Annotated in this window: 16 protein-coding genes; 8 read left to right on the plus strand and 8 right to left on the minus strand. The window is 53.2% G+C overall.

The window, feature by feature from the left end:
• The first annotated feature begins 116 nt into the window (after positions 1–116).
• On the plus strand, positions 117–2,915 hold the full coding sequence (locus PBA01S_RS05865) for a glycoside hydrolase family 3 protein (RefSeq protein WP_028537826.1): 2,799 nt from the start codon (positions 117–119) through the stop codon (positions 2,913–2,915).
• A gap of 66 nt (positions 2,916–2,981) precedes the next feature.
• On the opposite strand, the gene PBA01S_RS05870 is transcribed toward PBA01S_RS05865, so the two are convergent.
• Entirely contained in the window at positions 2,982–3,965 is a 984-nt protein-coding gene (locus PBA01S_RS05870; RefSeq protein WP_028537825.1) for an iron-hydroxamate ABC transporter substrate-binding protein, read from the minus strand.
• Between the two features lie 93 nt (positions 3,966–4,058).
• Positions 4,059–4,904 (minus strand): helix-turn-helix transcriptional regulator, encoded by an 846-nt coding sequence (locus PBA01S_RS05875; RefSeq protein WP_028537824.1) that lies wholly within the window; start codon positions 4,902–4,904, stop codon positions 4,059–4,061.
• A 145-nt stretch (positions 4,905–5,049) separates the two neighbouring features.
• Between PBA01S_RS05875 and fabF the strand changes: the two genes are divergently transcribed.
• The 3 genes from fabF to PBA01S_RS05890 all read left to right on the plus strand — a co-directional run bounded on the left by fabF (position 5,050) and on the right by PBA01S_RS05890 (position 8,991).
• Complete coding sequence (fabF, locus tag PBA01S_RS05880; RefSeq protein ID WP_085279045.1) at positions 5,050–6,288, plus strand: beta-ketoacyl-ACP synthase II; 1,239 nt, start codon at positions 5,050–5,052, stop codon at positions 6,286–6,288.
• A gap of 185 nt (positions 6,289–6,473) precedes the next feature.
• Entirely contained in the window at positions 6,474–7,589 is a 1,116-nt protein-coding gene (locus PBA01S_RS05885) for a DUF4349 domain-containing protein (RefSeq protein ID WP_127575532.1), read from the plus strand.
• 181 nt (positions 7,590–7,770) lie between these two features.
• Complete coding sequence (locus tag PBA01S_RS05890) at positions 7,771–8,991, plus strand: VanZ family protein (protein WP_051416819.1); 1,221 nt, start codon at positions 7,771–7,773, stop codon at positions 8,989–8,991.
• Between the two features lie 15 nt (positions 8,992–9,006).
• Here PBA01S_RS05890 and PBA01S_RS05895 read toward each other — a convergent pair whose 3' ends face one another.
• Entirely contained in the window at positions 9,007–10,374 is a 1,368-nt protein-coding gene (locus PBA01S_RS05895) for a sensor histidine kinase (protein WP_127575533.1), read from the minus strand.
• The gene (locus PBA01S_RS05900) at positions 10,371–11,057 is read right to left on the minus strand and encodes a response regulator transcription factor (RefSeq protein WP_085169067.1); all 687 of its coding nucleotides are present in this window, start codon (positions 11,055–11,057) and stop codon (positions 10,371–10,373) included. The genes PBA01S_RS05895 and PBA01S_RS05900 overlap by 4 nt, the downstream gene beginning before the upstream one ends.
• Positions 11,058–11,219: 162 nt before the next feature.
• Here PBA01S_RS05900 and PBA01S_RS05905 point away from each other — a divergent pair, with 162 nt between their 5' ends.
• Positions 11,220–12,701 carry a multicopper oxidase family protein gene (locus tag PBA01S_RS05905; protein ID WP_127575534.1) on the plus strand — a complete coding sequence of 494 codons (1,482 nt, stop codon included), beginning with the start codon at positions 11,220–11,222 and terminating at the stop codon, positions 12,699–12,701.
• A 40-nt stretch (positions 12,702–12,741) separates the two neighbouring features.
• The gene (locus PBA01S_RS05910) at positions 12,742–12,948 is read left to right on the plus strand and encodes a DUF5957 family protein (protein WP_016312513.1); all 207 of its coding nucleotides are present in this window, start codon (positions 12,742–12,744) and stop codon (positions 12,946–12,948) included.
• On the opposite strand, the gene PBA01S_RS05915 is transcribed toward PBA01S_RS05910, so the two are convergent.
• A complete protein-coding gene (locus PBA01S_RS05915) occupies positions 12,945–13,841 on the minus strand; it encodes a LysR family transcriptional regulator (protein ID WP_016312512.1) in 897 nt (298 codons plus the stop codon). The genes PBA01S_RS05910 and PBA01S_RS05915 overlap by 4 nt on opposite strands.
• Positions 13,842–13,977: 136 nt before the next feature.
• Between PBA01S_RS05915 and PBA01S_RS05920 the strand changes: the two genes are divergently transcribed.
• Positions 13,978–15,390: an MFS transporter gene (locus PBA01S_RS05920; RefSeq protein WP_127575535.1), complete on the plus strand. Its 1,413-nt coding sequence runs from the start codon at positions 13,978–13,980 to the stop codon at positions 15,388–15,390.
• Positions 15,391–15,511: 121 nt separating this feature from the next.
• Positions 15,512–17,704, plus strand: a complete 2,193-nt coding sequence (locus PBA01S_RS05925; protein ID WP_127575536.1) for an alpha-galactosidase — start codon at positions 15,512–15,514, stop codon at positions 17,702–17,704.
• A gap of 61 nt (positions 17,705–17,765) precedes the next feature.
• On the opposite strand, the gene PBA01S_RS05930 is transcribed toward PBA01S_RS05925, so the two are convergent.
• The 3 genes from PBA01S_RS05930 to PBA01S_RS22945 form a co-directional block, all read right to left on the minus strand.
• Complete coding sequence (locus tag PBA01S_RS05930) at positions 17,766–18,212, minus strand: carboxymuconolactone decarboxylase family protein (protein WP_127575537.1); 447 nt, start codon at positions 18,210–18,212, stop codon at positions 17,766–17,768.
• Between the two features lie 59 nt (positions 18,213–18,271).
• Positions 18,272–19,171, minus strand: coding sequence for an RNA polymerase sigma factor SigJ (gene sigJ, locus PBA01S_RS05935; protein WP_164744092.1), 900 nt, complete (start codon positions 19,169–19,171; stop codon positions 18,272–18,274).
• Between the two features lie 106 nt (positions 19,172–19,277).
• A complete protein-coding gene (locus PBA01S_RS22945) occupies positions 19,278–20,528 on the minus strand; it encodes a methyl-accepting chemotaxis protein (protein WP_028537815.1) in 1,251 nt (416 codons plus the stop codon).
• Positions 20,529–20,578 lie beyond the last annotated feature (50 nt).

The raw sequence follows: 20,578 nt of genomic DNA on the forward strand, positions 1-20,578 counted from the left end.
ATCCCAATGTACGTTATTCTATTCAACCTCACGTTGGTTTTGGTATAGTAAAAACTAGGACTATTATTGATGTATCCCAAGCTGGGATCTACTAACGGATAGGAGAGAAGAGAGAGATGAGCAAATCGATGTTAGGCGTTCCTTTGGAAGGTTTCGCCGAGTACAGCAGAATTGCGGCAGCGGAAGGCGGCGTCCTGCTGAAAAATGAAAACGCTATGCTTCCGATTCGAGCGCATGAAATTGTATCCGTTTTCGGCAGATGCCAAATTGATTACTATCGCAGCGGGACAGGCTCTGGCGGTGCGGTGAACGTCCCTTATGTCGTCAACATTTTGGACGGACTACGGGCGAATCCTCGCATCCAAGTAAATGAACAGCTGGCGAAGCAATATGAGCAGTGGATTGCCGAGAATCCGTTTGATAACGGCGGAGGCGGTTGGGCTGCGGAGCCTTGGTGTCAGAAGGAAATGCCTTTAACCGACGAAATCGTAGCGCAAGCGAAGCAAGCATCATCCAAGGCAATCGTTATCATCGGCCGGACGGCCGGTGAGGATAAGGATAACGCCGATACCGAGGGAAGTTACCGGTTGACGGAACAAGAGCGCCTGAATCTGGAAACGGTTACCCGGCATTTCGATCAAGTGGCTGTGTTGATGAACGTAGCCAATGTCATCGATATGAGCTGGATCAACGATCCCGTCCATCAAGGTCGGATTCGGGCAGTGATGTTCGTATGGCAGGGCGGGATGATTGGCGGTCACGCCGTAGCTGACCTGCTCTCGGGGGATGTCACGCCGAGCGGTAAGCTGCCGGATACCATTGCCCATCACATTGAAGATTATCCATCCACAGCCAACTTTGGCAGCGAAGAGCGGAATCTCTATGAAGAAGATATTTATGTAGGTTATCGCTACTTCGAAACATTTTGTCCGGACAAGGTGCTGTTCCCGTTTGGATATGGGCTCTCCTATACCTCCTTTGCCTGGAAAGTACAAGGGGTGAAGCTCGAAGGAGCAGGTACAGATGCCCAACTGGAGGTCCAAGTGGAGGTAACGAATACCGGCTCGGAGTTTAGCGGGAAAGAAGTTATTCAGCTATACTATGAAGCCCCGCAGGGCGTATTGGGCAAACCGGCCCGGGCGCTTGGGGCGTTCGCGAAAACGAAGCTGCTTCAGCCCGGGGAGTCCGATGTGCTGACCTTGCAACTGCCGGTACGGCGGATGGCGTCCTATGATGATGGCGGCTATACCGGGCATAAATCCTGTTATGTGTTGGAAGCTGGCGACTATGAGTTTCATGTAGGTAACAGCATCCGAAATACGGAGCGGGTAACAGTGGACGGGAAAGCAGCCTACCAGTTGGCAGAACTGATGGTTGTGGAGCAACTGGAGGAAGCTGCAGCGCCTACGCAACGTTTCTCGCGGTTGAAACCAGGTAGCCGGAAGCCGGATGGGACGTATGAGATCGTCCGGGAGGAAGTGCCTCAACGTACTATTTCGCTGAAGGAACGCATCGAAAGAAGACTGCCGGAAGCCTATCCGCAAACGGGGAACCGCGGAATTAAATTAAAGGACGTGCAAGCCGGTAAAGCAAGCCTGGAGGAGTTCGTTGCCCAACTGAGCGATGAGGACCTGGCTACGATCGTACGCGGCGAGGGCATGAGCAGTCCGAAGGTGACACCTGGAACAGCTTCCGCTTTTGGCGGAGTGGGAGAGAACCTGTTGGAGTACGGAATCCCGGTGGCCTGTACCGCCGATGGCCCTTCCGGCATCCGTATGGACAGCGGCTTGAAAGCAACTCAGCTGCCAATCGGAACGTTATTGGCATCCAGCTGGGATGTTGACCTCGTAGAATCGTTGTATGTGCTGGAGGGCAAAGAGCTCCTGCAAAATGAAATCGACACCCTGCTTGGTCCGGGGATTAACATCCATCGCCATCCGTTAAATGGACGGAACTTCGAGTATTTTTCCGAGGACCCTTATTTGACAGGTTGCTTTGCGTCAGCGGTGACACGGGGCATTAAGAAGGGCGGTTCGTCCGCAACGGTGAAGCATTTTGCCGGCAATAACCAAGAGAAGGCGCGTTCGAAAGTGGATGCGGTCGTCTCTGAACGCGCGTTACGCGAGATTTATTTGAAGGGCTTCGAAATGGCGGTCAAAGAAGGGGAAGCCACATCGATCATGACTTCCTATAACCCGGTGAACGGGCATTGGGCGGCCTCCAACTATGATCTGAATACGACGATTCTCCGCAATGAATGGGGATATCAGGGCATTGTCATGACGGACTGGTGGGCGGTCATGAACGACTGCGTAGAAGGCGGACCGGCTGATTTGAAGAACACGTCCTTTATGGTACGCGCGCAGAACGATCTGTATATGGTCGTGAACAACGATGGGGCGGAAATCAACTCGCTGGGGGATAATACGCTGGAAGCGTTAGCCAACGGAACCTTGACGGTGGGAGAATTGCAACGGTGCGCCATGAATATTTGCCGATTCTTACTGAACGCTCCAGCATTAGCGCGGGAACCGAAACCGGTTCACGAAGTCCGCCTAATCCAGGCCGCTCAAGGCGATCTTCCGATTGCCAGCGCAGGAGTGAACGTATATACGCTGTCTCGTTCACAAAGCGCCAAGGTTTTGGCGAATGCTGAAACTGCGGTGGTGAAGGTTCAAGAGGCTGGGGTGTACACGGTCACTGCGCATATCCGATACGAAGCGATGAACTTGTCGCAGTCGGCTTGCAATCTGCTGCTGAACGGTGAGCTCTTGACTACCGTACAGACGAACGGTACGCTCGGCAGATGGGTGACGCAGAAGCAGCTTCGGATTGAGCTGACGGAGGGCGATTACGAGCTGAAGTTTGATTATATCAAGCCAGGGCTGGAGATTGAGTGGATCGAGTTTATTTAACCAAATAACAAAGGGATGTGCCCCATAGCGGGGTACATCCCTTTTTCATTTTGATCAACTTCAGCGTTAAGGCAATGAGAGGAATCCTTCTTTGAAGATTCCCAGCAAATACTCCAGCGTGATCGGATCGCTGTAGGTTGAAGCGGCGGTATCGATCTCAATCACATGGCCGTTTTTGACGGCCGGGATATTCTTCCACGTATTCGATTGCAAGAACTCGTTTTGAGCCTCTTTGTTCTGACTTAATACGATGTAATCTCCGGCGTACTCAGGAATGATTTCGTTGGATAAGGTGTAGTAGCCCGGGCCCAACGCATCTTGTTTGGCTTTCTCCGGCATGTTCAGCTCCATCATCTGATACAACAGTTCCGTTCCGCGAGCCCAGTTGTCCCCAAATACATAGAAGTTCTTCGTATCATATTCAAGTACAGACACGGTGGCGTCTTTGCCGATCTTGGCCTTAATCTCTTCACCTGCAGCTTTGGCCCGCTTCGTGAAATCCTCAACCCAAGCTTTGGCTTCAGCTTCCTTGTTAAGCACTTTTCCGATTTCGACTTGCTGGGCTAAATAGTCCAGTTTGCCCCAGGTATAAACGATCGTTGGCGCGATATCGCTAAGTTTATCGAGATTTTTCATATGCGATCCGGCGATGATCAAATCCGGTTCCAAAGCGAAGATTTGCTCTGGATTGTCTTCGGACACGATGGCGACGTCCTTTAATTTCTCGGTAAACAGAGGGTTATTCATCGTCCAGGTGTCAACGCCCACCAATGTTCCACCCAGAGCCACAACGTTGGGAGCGTAGGATAGAGCCACGATGCGCTTCGGCTGGGCAGGAATTTCGATCGGACCGTTCTCCGATTGATATGTAACCGTGCCGGAAGCCGTCTCCGTTCCTGCGGAGTCGTTTCCGCCCGTCTGATTTGCCGTCCCTTCCGATGAGGTATTGGCCGCTGCATTAGCCGCTGAATTTTGCTGTGTTGTTTCATTACCGCAAGCACCTGCCAAAACCGTGAAGGCTAAAATGAGGGGAATAAACAGCTTCTTCATATAGTGATTCTCCTTGTTCAGATATTTATGATAATGATTCTCACTATCATCACTATGAATCACAATACGAATTTCTTCCTGGTTTGTCAATACTCAATTGCCAAAGGTATCTTCCAGCAATTTTTTTAGCTTCGATTCGGTTGCGGTTCCTTCGATTGGGGTATACACACTGCAGCGTAAATCGGCATCTCCTTGAACCTGAAGTGAGGTTAAATTGTATAGCATTTTACCGGCTTTGGCATGGCGGAATTCGATCATGACCTCTGGAGCCGCGCTGACTTCACTTTGATTCCAAAGCTCTTGGAAGTCCGGGAATTGTTGTGACATCCGATCGATAAATTGCGAATACCAAGGGTCGGCGACATATTGTCCATAATAGGCGCGAAAGATAGCCAGGAACCCCCGGACGAAATCGGGCCAGTTCACGGCGAGGCTGCGCAGCTCTTTCTTGGCAAACAGAAGATAAATTAGGTTGCGATCCTGCTCTGGAATATGTTCGAAGTCGACAAACACTTGGGCAGCAGCAGGATTCCAACCTACGATATGGCAGTGGCGGTCGGAGATGATCGTCGGGCAATATTTCAGCTCTCGCAAAATTTTATGGAGCGATGGGGTAATCACCGGCTCCTTCTCAACCCAATCGGGATGAAAGCCGCTGTCGGACGCCAAGTCGAACAAGTACTTGCGTTCATCGGCGTTGAGTCTAAGCGCTCCGGCGATTGCGTCCAGAACGGAGGGAGATACCTTAATATCCCGGCCTTGTTCCAGCCAGGTATACCATGTCGTGCTCACCCCGGCGAGCTGGGCGACCTCCTCGCGGCGCAGGCCGGGCGTTCGCCGGCGGGAGCCTGCTGGAAGGCCTACGGTATGGGGATGCAGCTTGGCGCGCTGCGTTTTTAAAAATTTGGATAAAGCCTCTAATCTCGGTTCTGTGCTCATCGGCAGAGTTCCTCCTGGAAAAACGCGCTTATGATGTTATCAATTATACTAGGATAACTAAAAACTTGTAATAGGATACTTTGCAGCTACAATAGATAACAAGTTTGTACTTCCTATGTATGAAATGTCTGAAGGAGGATGTTTTATGGAACGAGTGGTTATTACCGGAATGGGGATTGTGTCCCCGCTGGGCAATGATGTAGATACATTTTGGCAAGGGTTAAAGGAAGGGCGCTCTGGGATCTCGCCGATCGAACGTTTTGACGTGGCAGATTTCAGCACCAAGATCGCTGGGCAGGTTCGAGGGTTTGACGGCGAGGGGATCTTCGGGCGGAAAGAAGCTCGCAAAATGGACCTTTTCTGTCAATACGCGTTGTTTGCCGCTGAACAAGCAATTCAGGATGCGGATCTCAATCCGGAGCTGATCGACCGCGAGCGCTTTGGTGTATATGTCGGCTCGGGCATCGGCGGGATTGAAACGTTGGCGGATAACGTGAAAGTGCTCGAGAATCGCGGACCTCATCGGGTGAGCCCAAGTCTGGTGCCAATGATGATCTCCAATATGGCGGCAGCTCAGATCAGCATCCGGTTCGGCGCGTTAGGTGAGACGTTGTCTCCCGTTACAGCTTGCTCGATCGGCAATTCGTCGATCGGCGAAGCGTTCCGGCTGATCCGAAGCGGTGAAGCCGATGTGATGATCGCCGGTGGAACCGAAGCGGCAGTGCATCCGTTGGCGCTGGCCAGCTTCGGGAATGCGACTGCGCTCTCCAAGCGGAACGACGCACCGGAGCAAGCCAGTCGGCCGTTTGACGCGGAACGCGATGGCTTCGTGATGGGCGAAGGCGCCGGGATCGTAGTGCTTGAGTCGCTGTCGCACGCACTACGCCGGGGAGCGCGCATCCATGGCGAGCTGATCGGCTACGGCGCCAGTTCCGATGCCTACCACGTGGTTGCTTCGCATCCCGAAGGTGCAGGGGCCTACCTTGCGATGAAGCGGGCGCTTGCTTCGGCGGGGATCACGCCGGAACAGGTTGATGTGATCAGCGCCCATGCCACAAGCACCCCCGTCGGTGATCTTGGAGAGACGAAGGGGATTAAAAAGGCGTTTGGCGAATACGCTTATCGTATTCCGATTACGGCGAATAAATCGATGACAGGTCATATGTTTGGTGCCGCTGGCGGTGCAGAAGCGATTGCCCTGGTCCAAACGTTGAAGGAAGGCCTCATCCCGCCAACGATCAATCTGCAGAACCCTGATCCGCAATGCGATCTCGATTACGTGCCAAATGAAGCGCGCCGAGCTGAGCTGAAGATCGGGTTATCCAACTCCTTTGGATTCGGCGGACATAACGCTGTCATCGTCGTTCGCAAATATGAAGAATAGGTTTACCCCAATCAACCGTTCCGCCTTTGCGGGACGGTTTTTTATTTCACAGGACAGGCAACTTTTGGTAGCCCTTTCACGTTAGGATAGGTAAGAGACGCCGCAGGGTGACATACAGATGAATCCGACAAAGCCGGTATCGTGCGGAAGTCTTGAAACCTTAATCCACACAGGGGGTCATAACGATGGGGAAAAGGGGAATAAAGCTAACGGTTTGGGGCGTTATTACGATGCTTCTGCTTTTGCTGCTTAGCGGCTGCGGAAGTGCGAGCAATAACGCTGCTTCAGATTCGGCGTCTTCGAAAGAAGCGATGAATCAAAGCAACTGGGCGGAAAGCGAAATGGATGGAGCAGGCGTAGCTGAGACAGCAGCCAATACAGCCGTCGTGCCTGCCTCTGGTTCGGCTGCACCGGATTCAGCGGCTGCCGGGAGTACAGGGAGCGACAGTGCGGCGGTGAACTCCGCGCCGGGATTTCAGCAAGCCAATACTGATCATGGGCTCAACCGCAAGCTGATCTACCGGGCACATGTCGTGATGGAAGTGAAAGACTACGCCAAGGCGCAATCTGAGATCCGCAATCTGGTGACGCTGGCGGGCGGCTACATTGTTGAGTTTTCCGAGAATCAATCGCAGCATGAGCTGGGTGGCAACTTTGTGATTAAAGTTCCGGCGTCGGGCTTCTCTTCGTTCCTCGATCGGCTGGAGGCACTAAAGCCGGAGTCATTGCAGCGAAACATCCAGGGACAGGACGTCTCCGAGGAGTACGTTGATCTGGAATCTCGGTTAAAGGTTAAGCAGGCGATGGAAGCGCGGTACTTGAAATTCGTAGAGGAAGCGACCCAGACCAAGCAACTGGTTGAATACGTGAATGAGCTGGAGCGCATTCAAACGGAGATCGAGCAAATTAAAGGGAGAATGCGGTATCTCGACAGCAATGTGTCCTATTCAACGATTGATATTCGCCTCTACCAGCCGGATCCAACCAAGCTGATCGCGGCATCGGGTAATGATACACCTTTGCTGGAGCGGATGAAAAACGCCTTGACAGGCAGCTTCGACATTTTGTCGATCTTCTTCCAGTGGCTTGTTGTATTCGTTGCAGGGGCTCTGCCGCCGCTTGCCATCGCTGCCCTTATCGTCATCCCAATCTGGATCAAGCGCCGGAAGAACCGGGAGGAGCGCGAACGCCGCCGAGCGGAACTGAAGGCTTCCCAAGCGCCCGCGCCACAAAGGGAAGAGAATCCAACCTCCAGTACAGAGGAGCAGCAAGAGAATGTGGATCATCCGGAAGAGCGGTAAAATGATCATATGAATAAAAAAGTAGGCCCAAGGAAATCCAATTTCCTTAGGGCTTACTTTTTTTGCGGATCACGTACGTGGAACAAATTTACTTCATCTTAAACTAAACTTAAACGAAATGAATTTTGTTCTATGTTAAGATAACGGAACAAAACCCCGGAATTGAAAGGTTTGAAGCGTGATGTTTAAAAGCTATTTATATCCTGTTACGTTTGCTTTTGGCGTATTTCCAATTGCGGCACTGCTGTTCACTTTGCCGTTCCTCGTAGTGCAATATCGGCGGCATGGTTATGTCAACAAGGTACGGGCATTGGTACTCTATTTGTTCCTGCTCTATTTGATGAATGCGATCTTCCTTGTAATGCTGCCGCTTCCGACCAGTCGGCACAATCTACCGCTCAGCGGCGGGGCGTTGCAATTAATTCCTTTTCATTTTATCCATGACATTATGAAGGAGACCTCGATAGTTCCCGGAGAGCCGTCGACCTATTGGCGGTTGCTTCAGGAGCGGGCAGTTTGGCAGGTTCTCCTGAACGTGGCTTTGACGGTGCCGTTTGGGATGATGCTTCGGTATTATTTTCGTTCCGGTCCAATTGCGAGCCTGATCCTGTCATTCCTGCTGTCTTTGTTCATTGAAGTGACGCAGTTGACTGGTATCTACGGGATCTACGATCACCCTTACCGCGTCTTCGATGTCGACGATCTGATGACCAACACGCTTGGGGGCATGCTTGGATTTCTGTTAGCCGAATGGCTGTCCCGGTATCTGCCGCGAATTGAGCATCTGGACCGCGGAGTGGACCTGACAACGAAGCGCGTATCCTATACCCGGCGCGGGTTGGCCTTAATGTTTGACTATATTGTATTGGGCATGTTGATGACAGTCATTCATGAGATCGGCATCAAGCAAGCGTACTTCGTGTCCACGGGGATTTATTTCATGCTCATCCCATACCTGACCGGCGGACGCACCCCCGGCAAATGGTTGGTCCGAATTCAACTCATTGGTCTTCCAGCAGATCAAGGAGAGCGGAAACCAAGCGGTCGAGTAGCCGCCGCCGTATACAACTTCTTGTCCGCCAGCCGCGAGCGGCAACCCGCAGGACTGCTGCCCTTAGTGGTCCGTTATGGGCTGCTTTATTGGGGCGTGTTTGGCCTGAACCGACTGCTGGTTTTTCCAGACAACTACGCTCCAAGCTTATTCCGGATTCTGTTAGCCATAATCATTCTAGTGGCGAATGTCGCCTTCGCCATTCATGTTGCCAAGCATTTCTTCCGGAGAGAGCCGCTGCTGTTCTACGAACAAATCAGCCGAACCGGGCATGCCATCATACTCAAAGAGAAAGCTCGCGAAGCAACTGTCTCTAATCGCCGCAAAAAATCAAGCATTAAGGAAAAATAACAGCGCCGAATTGTTCTACTGCGCAATTGGCAATGTGACGATAAAAGCCGTCCCTTCCCCGGGGCGGCTTTCCGCTTCCAGGGTGCCTTGGTGGTTGGTGACGAACTCCTTGGCAATGGCTAACCCCAGCCCCATCCCTCCGGCATGACGGGACCGCGCCTCATCCGTGCGGTAGAAGCGGTTAAACAAATAAGGCAGATGCTCAGGCGCAATGCCTGGGCCGTTGTCCTGAACCCGGATTTGGAGCATCCGGACCGGAGCGTGTGAATCTTTCGGAGTGTTTTCCACTTCCCGCATCGATAGTTGGACTTGTCCGCCTTCCGGGGTATACCGGATCGCATTATGCACCAGGTTCAGGAATACCTGCATCATCCGCTCTCTGTCAGCGTAGGCCGCCGCACAAGGCACTAACTCCTCGATGGAAACAGCGATGTTCTTGGCTTCGGCTTCCCAGCTGACTCGCTCCACAACGTCCCGCAGCAGGTTGCCCATATCCGTTGGTCGAAGATCCAATGGCAGCTTGCCAGCTTCTGCTAGCGACAGCTGATGCAGATCGCCGACGAGCCGGGTGAGACGGATCAACTCGTCCTGAATCGGCAGCAAGTTCTCCGGGCGAATCTCACCGCCGCCTTGCTGCAGGAGATCGAGCTTGCCGCGCACGATTGTGAGCGGTGTACGCAGCTCGTGGGCGACGTCGGCAACGAGATTGCGGCGCACCTCCTCTGCCCTTGCCAGCTGCACGGACATGTCGTTGATCGCTTGGGCCACGTTGCCATATTCGTCCTTGGAGCTGACCGGGGCTTGAATCCCAAATTCTCCGCGGCCCAGCCGGTCGATAATGGGCACCAGCCGCCGCAGGGGAGAAGTGAGCCAGCGGGAGACGAAATAAGCCATGCCCAGTGAAAGCAGGATAAATATCAACGCCCCGGCTCCAACCAAAAACAGGACCGAGATCGGTGTCCCGATTCGGAGCTTGGACAAATTGGCTACATCCAAGTCATAGTAATAAACCCAACCAATGACTTGGTCATGGCGGGTGAGTTTACGATGAATGCCTAAACGCGTTATGAGTCGCTCTTCGATAGGGCTGCTGATCGCCAGCATTTGACCGTCGACATCCATCAGGCCGATGCTTGGCTCTAACCTGCCCTCAGGGGCGAGGCGTGCCAAATCCCCAGGAGTTAGTGCCGCCCAAGAGCTTCCATGGTGCTCATAATAGGCTTCGAGTTCCTCCTCCAGTTGATTCAGCTCCCCTGTCCTCGAGGTTTGCAGCATCACTTCTAACGAGTCCCGAATCGTGAAATAGGTGAAGAACATAAACATCAGGCTAACCCCAAAAATAAATGCGACAATGACGAGAAACAGCTTGCGGGAAACCGTCATGACTGCGGTGCTTCAAACCGGTAACCAAACCCGTAAACCGTCTTGATGTATACGGGATGGGCCGGATCATCCTCAATTTTTTTGCGGATGCGGCTGATGTGAGCGTCGGCGGTTCGCTCGTCGTTGGCGAAGTCATCTTCCAGGGCAGCCAGCAGCTGAAGTCGGCTGTAGACGATCCCCGGTTTGGCGGCGAGCGTCAGCAGCAGCTTGAATTCCGTGGGGGTCAAAGCAATTTCCTCATTCCGCTTCCATACGCGGCACTGCGCTTCCGAAATCGTTAGTTCTCCTCGCTGCAGCAACGTCTCGGCGCTCGAATTCCCCTCAATTCGACGCAGTACCGAACGGATGCGGGCCGCCAGTTCCCGCAATGAAAACGGCTTGGTCATGTAGTCGTCAGCACCTACCTCCAGCCCGATTAATTTATCAGTTTCCTCGACGCGTGCGGTCACCATTATGATTCCAACCGATCCTGACTTTCGCAGCTCCCGGCATACTTCGATTCCACTCATCTCCGGCAGCATCCAATCGAGAACGACCAGAGAGGGTTTATGGATTGCGGCTTTGTGCAAGGCTTCCTGTCCCGTTGCAGCCGTAACAGTAAGAAACCCTTCCTGTTGCAAAAAGGGCTCCATAAATTCAATCACTTGACGCTCATCATCAACGAGCAGTAAGGTGTGCGGCATAGATGATTGTCCTCCCAGACCTGTTTTGTTCTCATTATATCCGTAATCTTCATGCTTTCCATCCCCGACCCGAGATTTCACGGAACCCGTAAAGGATCGTCATAAGTTCACAACATTTGTTGGATATGATGGGATCGAGCCAAGAAGAAGGGGGAAGTGAAGTTGACTGGAATCGGCTTGATATGGAAAAAAACAACACTCTGGATCGCAGGCTTTGTTGTTTTGCTGCTCTTAGCTTCCTGCGGCTACAACGATTTACGCTTTCCAGAGGAAGTGGATATGAGTCAAATGCATCATGGGGCCGCAAATGGCAGCCATGAAAGTCAGGAACACGAAGGTCACGCAACATCTGGCCCCGGCGCATCGGCAGCAGCGGTATCCTGCACCGAGTTGAAGGAGGCCCAACCTGCCGCAGGAGAGCAGGTGAGAGGCTTTGCGTTAACAGCAGCGAAGTCGAACCTGACCTTGGACAATGGAAAACAGACAGAGGCCTGGACGTTCAACGGAACGACGCCGGGGCCGGAGCTACGGGTTCAGGAAGGGGAACGTGTCAGAGTCACTTTGACCAACCAGGATATCGACAAAGGGGTGACAATTCATTGGCACGGGGTGATTCTGCCTTGCTCCCAAGACGGGGTTGCGGGAGTCACGCAGGACGCGGTATGGCCCGGCGAGCAATTTACTTATGAATTTATCGCGCGTTATCCTGGGACCTACTGGTATCATTCCCATCAGCAAAGCTCGGAGCAGGCAGGCAAAGGGCTGATCGGCCGACTGATCGTTGAGCCCAAACAGCAGGCGTTTAAATACGATCGTGATTATGCGGTCACCTTGCAGCTGCTGAACGAGAAGTGGAAGCTGACCAATGGACATAACGAGGGGGTGCAGCTTGATGCAGCACCAGGAGAAACGGTTCGATTGCGGCTGATTAACGCATATAGTGAAGTCCAATGGATCGGGGTAGCCGGGGCCGAGTTTCAGGTCATCTCGATGGATGGGCAAGACCTGAATGGCCCAGGGATGCTCCGGGAGCAATGGATTCCGATCGGTGGGGGCCAGCGGTATGATGTGCTGTTTACGATGCCGGCAAGCGGGCAGGTCAAGGTATACAGCAAAGAACACAAAGCTTGGAACATTCGGCTGGGGAGCGGGCCGACGCCGGAAGCACTGAGCAAAGATGCGCCGGATTTTGACTTTACGAATTATGGTACTCCGCTGGATGACGGGATTAGTTCGGAGATGAAGTTCGACCGGGTCTATGATCTGAAGCTCGGGATTCTTGATATTAACGGCAAAAAATTTCACGAGATCCCCCCGATCCTGGTGAAGGAAGGGGAGTGGATCAAAATCCGGTTTAAGCATACATTTGGCGGTCCGCACCCGATGCATTTGCACGGCCACGTCTTTAAGATTTTGACCAAGAACGGCAAACCGCTGACCGGAAGTCCCATTTATGCGGACAGCGTTCTCCTGTTCAGCGGGGAGGAATACGAAGTCGCTTTCCAAGCAGATAATCCAGGCTTGTGGATGGAACATTGTCACAATCTGGGCCATGCAGCTAACGGGATGACAATGATGGTGAATTATGAAGGCTTGACGACGCCGTATCGCGTGGGAACGAAATCCGGGAATCTTCCGGACTAATGAAATCAAATCTTCGACAGAATTTAGGAGGAACTTTACGATGAAAAAAACACTTTGGTTTGTTGTTGCCTTGATCGGTGGTTTAATAGGCGGGTTGGTACTCAGTGAAATCATTGCGATCAGTGCGGTTACCTTGCTTCGCGGGGATCTCTCCTGGCTCAGAGGCATCAAGTACTTACCGCTGGTGACTGCGGCGTTGGCCGGCTTCTATGTACTGAAGCGGCCGCCGCGCGGCAGTCATCGCTAAGTCGCAAGAGGCAAAGCCTCGCTGAAATATTCGTTGAGGAACTGACGGAAGCGCCGTGCTGCTTCAGATAAGTAACGCCGTTCCAGCCAAGCAACGGAGTAAATGCGCCGGCAATCCGGGCTTTCGATGCGCAGCATCGGGTAGCCAGGGCGTTCATCCTTCCAACAGGCTGGCATGAACGCAACGCCTAATCCCGCTTTAACGAGGCTGCCCAGCGCGCTGGGTTCATCGACCTCGCACACGATGCGCGGACGGAAGCCTGCAGCATGGCAGAACGATTCGTTGATTTTACGAAACGGATGCCCCGTCTTATATTCAATAAAAGATTCATCCGCCACATCTTCGAGGCGGATGCTTTCGTGTTCCGCCAGCCGGTGACCGGGGGGGAGCGCTAAGAACACTTCGGCATTTAGCACCGGTTGCTCGCACACCCCCGGATAATCCAGGGAGGAAGCGGTGAAGCAGAGATCGACCTCCCCGCTTTCAAGCAGTTGGATCATCTCTTCATCGGATGCGGGAGACGTCTGGAGAATCCGGAAATTAACCTCCGGATAAACCTCGCGAAAGGCTCCCAGCGCCCCTGTAATACGCCCTAGCGCATTGGTCGCCAAATGGATGCTGCCGCGCTCCATCCCCGCCAGATCTGCCACCTCTCGGCGCCCTTCCTCCAGAACATCCAGCGCGGTCTCCACTTTTTTCAGAAAAGCTTTACCAAAAGCGTTGAGCCGAATTTGACGGTTCTGTCGATCAAACAGCGGCACCCCCAGATCCTCCTCAAGCCTGGAGATCGTCTTACTGAGCGCCGGCTGGGCGATATGCAGCTCTTGGGCGGCTCGGGTCATATGCTCCAAACGAGCAACAGTACGAAAATATTCCAATTGCAACAGCTCCATCTCGACATCAACTCCTTCTGGTTTACTTTAATCGATAACCTCAAGTGTATGAATATATAATTTAATATATATTTTTCATTATTATTATTCAATCATACAATAAGTGGTGAGGAGATCGATAGGAAGGGAGATTGCAATGAAAAATGCTGTTTCTACCGGCATATCTGCTGCGAGTGAAAAACTGATCCGCATCTTGGCGTTTACAATGACTTTATCATCCATGGGCGCCACGCTTTTTAATATCGTACTTCCGGATATAAAAGAGGAATTTGGCTTGTCCGTGGCTCAGGTCAGCTGGGTAACCACAATTTATGGGCTGATTTATGCCATCGGCTCGGTGATCTATGGGAAATTGGCCGATGCTTTTCCATTGAAAAAACTGCTGACCTTTGGATTTATCCTGTTCTGCCTTGGCTCATTAATCGGACTATCGGCGCAGGCATATTGGATGGTCTTGCTGGGCCGCACGCTGCAATCCGCTGGAGCCTCTGTCGTACCAGCTGCAGCGATGATTATACCGGTGCGGTATTTCCCTGCGGAACGCCGCGGATACGCGCTCGGAATTACCGCTACAGGACTTGCCATCGGCGGCGTGCTTGGGCCTGTTGTATCTGCACTGCTAGTGAGTGTAGTTGATTGGCGATGGTTGTTCTGCGTGCCGATGCTGATGCTGGTGACGTTGCCGTTTTACCGGAAATACCTCAGCGATGAACCGCTTCAATCCGTCCAAGTCGACTGGCTTGGGGGAGGCTTGCTTGCCGGTACGGTTACATTGTTATTACTTGCGGTGACCTATGGAGGATGGGAGCTGTATGTCGGCAGCTTCATCGGGTTTCTGCTGTTTGTATGGCGCATTGTGCGTGCCCGGCAACCGTTTGTGAACCCGCGGCTCTTTCGGAATGTAAGCTACTCGTTTGGTCTCATGTTGTCAGCGATGGTTATGGGGATTGGGTATGCGCTGCCGTTCCTTACGCCACAACTGTTGGCTGAAGTCAACCGGCTTCCTGCCGGTTGGATCGGATTTGCGATGGTGCCGGGGGCTGCCGCTTCGGCCATCCTTGGACGGAAGGGAGGCAAACTGGCGGACGCCAAGGGCAATGCCTTTGTGTTTTATCTGGCGTCGTCGTTGCTCATTAGTTGCTTCTTGCTTTACTCTTGGGGGTCCGGGGCACCGGCGGGTTGGGTTGCCGCGATTCTCATTCTTGGGAATGTGGGGCAGATGTTCATGCAGTTAGCGTTGTCCAACACGATATCCCGCACCTTGCCCAAAGAGCTGACGGGGGTTGGCATGGGGATGTTGTCGATGCTGAGCTTCTTGTCCGGCACGGTGGCCATCAGTCTTTACGGCAAAGCTGTAGATTTCGGAGCGACGTCACATTGGAATCCCCTAAATCCATTTGAGGGTTCCGCCGTGTATTCCAATGTCGCCTTGGTATTGGCTTTGCTGCATATCGGCATCCTGCTGTCCTACCGTTATTATGCTCGGCAATTTGGAAGTGCGACGAAGTCTTTGCTGAGCGACAGAACGAGTTTGGCGAAGCCAGAATAAATCACAAATATCCATATAGAAGATCACTTTATTCTCGTTACTCCTCCTGGGGTTGATAGTAGAATGGAAGAAGATGAACGCCATTCCAATTCAGATAAGAAACCTACCAGGAGGATCGAGAATGCCTATCTTTTTCGATGAAGCGCAAGGTCTCTTCCATTTGCAATCCCGCAATACAAGTTACATCATTCAATTGGTTCACGGGTATCCTGCCCACGCTTATTTTGGGGCGAAGCTGCGCCATGGCAGCAACCTCGATCAGCTGCTGACCTTCCAGGAACGCGCCTCATTTAGTCCGAACCCGATCCCTGAGGATAAGTCCATTTCACTGGATTCTCTTCCGCAGGAATATCCGCAGTACGGCACAAGCGATTTCCGGAGTCCGGCTTATCAGGTGCGGCTGGCGAACGGTACGCGGGCCACGGAGCTGACGTATCGCTCCCACCGGATTGTTCCGGGGAAACCGGCGCTGGAGGGGCTGCCTGCCGTGTATGTCGAGCAAGACCATGAGGCGGAAACGCTCGAGTTAGAGTTGGAAGACCGTGTTTCTGGACTCGTCGTTGTGCTGAGCTACACCGTGTTTGCCGAGTTTGACGCTATCGCCCGTTCCGCTCGGCTGACGAACGGAAGCAGCGAGCCGCTTCAACTGGAGCGGGCGCTCAGCGCCTCGGTAGATTTCCCGGATGCAGCTTACGACGCATTATATTTATCCGGTGCTTGGGCGCGCGAACGCCATGTCCAGCGCAGACGGCTCGCTCCTGGTGTGACCGGAATCAGCAGCCGCCGCGGTTCGAGCTCCCACCAGCAGAACCCGTTCCTGGCGCTGTTGCGGCCGGATGCGACAGAGCAGCAGGGTGAGGTCTATGGCTTCAGCTTGGTTTACAGCGGCAGCTTTACCGCTGAGGCCGAGGTGGAGCAGTTTGGGACAACCCGGGTTCAGATTGGGATCAATCCTTTCGACTTCACGTGGAGGCTGGAGCCGGGCGAAAGCTTCCAAACCCCGGAGGCCGTGCTGGTATATTCTGCCGAAGGGCTGGGAGGCATGTCCCGCACCTATCACCGGTTGTACCGGACTCGACTCTGCCGCGGGCAGTTCCGTGACCAAGAACGGCCAATTCTCGTTAACAACTGGGAAGCGACGTATTTCGATTTCAACGCGGACAAAATTGAGGCGATTGCCAAGGCGGGCAGCGAACTGGGCATCGAGCTGTTTGTGCTTGACGACGGCTGGTTTGGTCGGCGCGACCGGGATAATAGCTCGTTAGGCGACTGGTTCGAGGACCGCCGCAAGCTGCCTGATGGACTAGCGGATCTGGCTCGCCGCGTGAAGGACACCGGGCTGCAGTTTGGCCTCTGGTTCGAGCCGGAAATGGTCTCCCCGGACAGCGACCTGTACCGGGCGCATCCTGACTGGTGTCTGCATGTTCCGGATCGGCGGCGTACGGAAGCTCGCGACCAGCTGATTCTGGATATGTCGCGCAGCGATGTGCGCCAGTATCTGTATGAGCGCTTAAGCACCATTTTTTCGACGGTACCGATTACGTATGTGAAGTGGGATATGAACCGGAACATGACGGAGATTGGTTCAGCAGTCAGCCCGGCGGAGCGGCAAGGGGAGGTTGCCCACCGTTATATGCTGGGGCTGTACGAGCTCCTCGAGCGTCTGACTAGCGAGTTCCCGCATATATTGTTCGAAAGCTGCTCCGGCGGCGGCGGCCGATTTGATCCAGGCATGCTGTACTACATGCCGCAGACTTGGACGAGTGATGACACCGATGCGGCGGAGCGCTTGAAAATTCAATACGGCACCAGCATCGTATATCCGGTGTCGACGATGGGCGCACACGTCTCGGCGGTGCCAAACCATCAAGTTGAGCGGACAACGCCGCTGACGTTCCGAGGGGATGTAGCCATGTCCGGTAATTTTGGTTATGAGCTAGATCTTACTCGGTTTACGGAAGAAGAGAAGGAGACGGCGAAACGTCAGATCGCCATTTACAAAGAAATCCGCGGATTGGTGCAGCAAGGGGATCTGTATCGTCTGCAAAGCCCGTTCGAAGGCAATGAGACGGCGTGGATGTTCGTTCGCCCGGATCAGAACGAAGCGTTGCTGTTCTATTTCCGCGTCCTGGCGGAACCTAACGGCCCGCTGCGCAGTGTCAAGCTGCAAGGACTTGACCCGGCCAAGGATTACGAAGTGGTCGGAAGCGGCGAGGTGTATGGCGGCGACCGTTTGATGAACGCCGGCTTGTCCATGGCTTCGGTGCGAGGGGATTTCAGCAGCAAGATGATTCACCTGAAAGCAAAGCTATAAATATTGTAAAGACCTGAGGGAGGTTATCTCCTTCAGGTCTTTTTTTGCCGATTGTTCTCACCTAGTCACGGCAACCGGGGAACATCCCCGTGGAAATAGCGATGCGGTTCCAGCAGTTGATGACGTTAATCGCCAAGATCAAATCCATCGTTTCTTTCTCGCTAAAAAAGCTGCGAACCCGGTCGTATACCTCCTGCGGTACACCGGCATCGGCGATCCGGGTAACGGCTTCGGTTAACTCCAGCACCGCACGCTCTTGGTCGGTATAGCATGGGGATTCCCGCCATACGCTGACCAAGGCAGTGCGTTGCTCGCTTTCGCCAAGCTCGCGCATTTTCTTGGTGTGCATATCAAGGCAGTACGCGCAACCGTTGATTTGAGACGCGCGGATTTTGATCAGCTCATATAAGACCCGATCGAGGCCGCTCTCTGTGACTTGCCGTTCCATTTGGCTCATCGCCTGGTACACACTGGGGTTGGCTTGATAATGATCCATTCTGACTTTCATCCCTGATCCCTCCATTGGAAAATGATTTATGCTTACACAAGTAAGACAAGGGAAGGGAGTTATTTGTGACCAGGTGGAGGAGCGCCAATTAATTTATCAGGATTGCTGACCAAGTAGAACCGCCGGATTCGTCCTTGCGCATCCCCTTCAAACATGATGATGTGCACGACCTTTCCATCACGGTAATGAACCAAGCCTGTTTCCCCGTTGATCCGTGTCGGTACCCAGTCGCCTTGCAGAGTGCCTTTGGCTTGAATACCTTGCCAAAAGGCAATAACCCGTGCTCGGGAGAGAATCGGATTGATCGCTGCCCGAACTTTGCCGCCTCCATCAGAAATCAGCACCGCATCCTCACGGATCAATTCCAGCAGCGGGCCGAAGTCCCCGGTTTTTGCCGCTTTCAAAAACTCGCGGGACCAAGTCTCCGCCATCTGATCGTTAGCGGGGGCTGCGGCCATCGCGGGCTCCGATTTGACCTTTTGCCGAGCCCGACTCAGTAGTTTGCGGCAGGCGACGACGCTTTTTCCCAAGAGGTCAGCGATTTCCTCGTATTCCATGGCGAACGATTCTCTTAGCACGAAGACGGTCCTCTCCTCGGGAGTCAGGCGCTCCAGCAACACCATAAACGCATAAGAGACCTGTTCTTCCCGCAGCACACGGTCAAGTTGCGTCTCCAGCCCCGGATCGAAGACCGGCTCGGGTAACCAGGGCCCGGTATATGTCTCCCGAGACAGCCGTGGCGATTTCAGCGCATTGAGACTGCGATTCACGACCGCGCGCATTAGATAAGATTTGGGTTGGCGAATGTCGTCCAGCTGCTCGTTCTGCTGGAGCTCGGCGAACACGTCTTGCACCAGATCCTCCGCTTCCGACCAGGAGCCGATCAGCCGGTAGGAGAGGGCGGTCATCGCATGTCGGTACTCCTGATAAAGCTGGGTCAAATTGGTGGTTGTGGGCATGTGCAACCAGCCCTCCTTTCTCATTTCACTCTCCTTATCTTATCGAAAAAGTAAAAAATAACCCAGCCCCTTAGCAAACAAGGGACTGGGCGATAGGGTAGTTCGATTAAAACTTGAAGATATGTATCGTCTTCTGCAGCTGGAACACGGCATTTTTCATCGCTTCGGCCTCTTCGGCCATCGCGCGAATCGAAGTAATTTGCTCGTTCATCGATGCCGAGACCTGTTCCGTGCCCGCCGCCGATTCCTCGGTAATCGCGGAAATGTTCTGAATCGCAGAGGAAATGTTCTGTGCGCTTTCCAGCATCTCTTCGCTCTCTCTGGCGAAGGAGGCGATTTCTTCGCTAATATATTGCACGCTCTGTACAATTTCTTGGAAGATTTGCTCTGCTTCCTGGATCATTTCGCTTTGTTGCCGAACCACTTCTTCATTAATTTTAATGTTCTGTCCGGCTTGTTTTACGTCTTGTTCGATGCTGCGAACCAGGTTAAATACCTCTTTGGTTGAGGCGGTGGATTCTTCCGCCAGCTTGCGAACCTCGTGGGCTACGACGGCAAACCCGGCTCCGTGCTCGCCCGCCCGCGCTGCTTCAATTGAAGCGTTCAGCGACAGCAGGTTCGTTTGTTCGGCAATCTCAGAGATCGTTGCTGTAATTTTGGTAATGCCCTGCGCGTTCTTCGCCAAAGCCTCAATGGACTCAGCTACTTTCTCGGTCGCTTCGATGTTCTTCCGCATCCCGCTTGCTTGACGCGAGACGGACTCACGTCCACGCTCCACCAGATGAATCATTTCTTCGGAACGCTGATTCATCTCACGGGAGGCTTCGGTGTAATTGCTCACCTTCTGCTCAATCTCGCCAATCGCGTCCTTCATGCCGCTGACATCTTCGGAGATGGCGTTGGCACCCAGAGCCAGCTCGTTGGAGGAGTGGGTGACTTGGGTCATGACTTCAATCAGCTCCTGATTGCGGTCGGAAATCTTCCGGCTGGAATCCATTACCTTGCGGGTGATATCCGACGTTTCCTGGAGGATCTTGCGCAGCTTGTCCACCATGCTGTTGAAGGAGCGGCTGAGATCATCCATGCCTCCGGATTCCGAAATTCGACTGGTAAAATCCCCTTTGGCGATTTTGGCCGAAGCGCTGGTAATATCGTCGAATGAATCCGTAAGCGCTTTCTGGAGGTAACGCGAAAGCGGGAAGGTAAGCGCTGCCAACACGACGATCAGCAAGATACCGATGACGATATGTCCCAGCAGGATGAAGGCGAGCAGCGATGGTACGGCAAAGAGCGCGGCCACAAGATAACAGGCAGCGGAGATCTTTCCGGATAAGGGAAGTCGGTTGAACCATGTCATGGGATTCATGTCCTCCTTAAGTAATAGGTGAATTCTACCATGATTATATC

Source organism: Paenibacillus barengoltzii NBRC 101215 (genome assembly GCF_004000745.1).
GTDB classification, from domain to species: domain Bacteria; phylum Bacillota; class Bacilli; order Paenibacillales; family Paenibacillaceae; genus Fontibacillus; species Fontibacillus barengoltzii.

Coding starts and splice junctions, on each gene's coding strand:
- PBA01S_RS05900 (WP_085169067.1), bottom strand. CDS start 11,057: ATGCCGCACACCTTACTGCTCGTTGATGATGAGCGTCAAGTGATTGAA.
- sigJ (WP_164744092.1), bottom strand. CDS start 19,171: ATGCCCACAACCACCAATTTGACCCAGCTTTATCAGGAGTACCGACAT.
- PBA01S_RS05920 (WP_127575535.1), top strand. CDS start 13,978: ATGAAAAATGCTGTTTCTACCGGCATATCTGCTGCGAGTGAAAAACTG.
- PBA01S_RS05895 (WP_127575533.1), bottom strand. CDS start 10,374: ATGACGGTTTCCCGCAAGCTGTTTCTCGTCATTGTCGCATTTATTTTT.
- PBA01S_RS05865 (WP_028537826.1), top strand. CDS start 117: ATGAGCAAATCGATGTTAGGCGTTCCTTTGGAAGGTTTCGCCGAGTAC.
- PBA01S_RS05885 (WP_127575532.1), top strand. CDS start 6,474: ATGGGGAAAAGGGGAATAAAGCTAACGGTTTGGGGCGTTATTACGATG.
- PBA01S_RS05890 (WP_051416819.1), top strand. CDS start 7,771: ATGTTTAAAAGCTATTTATATCCTGTTACGTTTGCTTTTGGCGTATTT.
- PBA01S_RS05875 (WP_028537824.1), bottom strand. CDS start 4,904: ATGAGCACAGAACCGAGATTAGAGGCTTTATCCAAATTTTTAAAAACG.
- PBA01S_RS05870 (WP_028537825.1), bottom strand. CDS start 3,965: ATGAAGAAGCTGTTTATTCCCCTCATTTTAGCCTTCACGGTTTTGGCA.
- PBA01S_RS05915 (WP_016312512.1), bottom strand. CDS start 13,841: ATGGAGCTGTTGCAATTGGAATATTTTCGTACTGTTGCTCGTTTGGAG.
- PBA01S_RS05925 (WP_127575536.1), top strand. CDS start 15,512: ATGCCTATCTTTTTCGATGAAGCGCAAGGTCTCTTCCATTTGCAATCC.
- PBA01S_RS05930 (WP_127575537.1), bottom strand. CDS start 18,212: ATGAAAGTCAGAATGGATCATTATCAAGCCAACCCCAGTGTGTACCAG.
- PBA01S_RS22945 (WP_028537815.1), bottom strand. CDS start 20,528: ATGACATGGTTCAACCGACTTCCCTTATCCGGAAAGATCTCCGCTGCC.
- PBA01S_RS05910 (WP_016312513.1), top strand. CDS start 12,742: ATGAAAAAAACACTTTGGTTTGTTGTTGCCTTGATCGGTGGTTTAATA.
- fabF (WP_085279045.1), top strand. CDS start 5,050: ATGGAACGAGTGGTTATTACCGGAATGGGGATTGTGTCCCCGCTGGGC.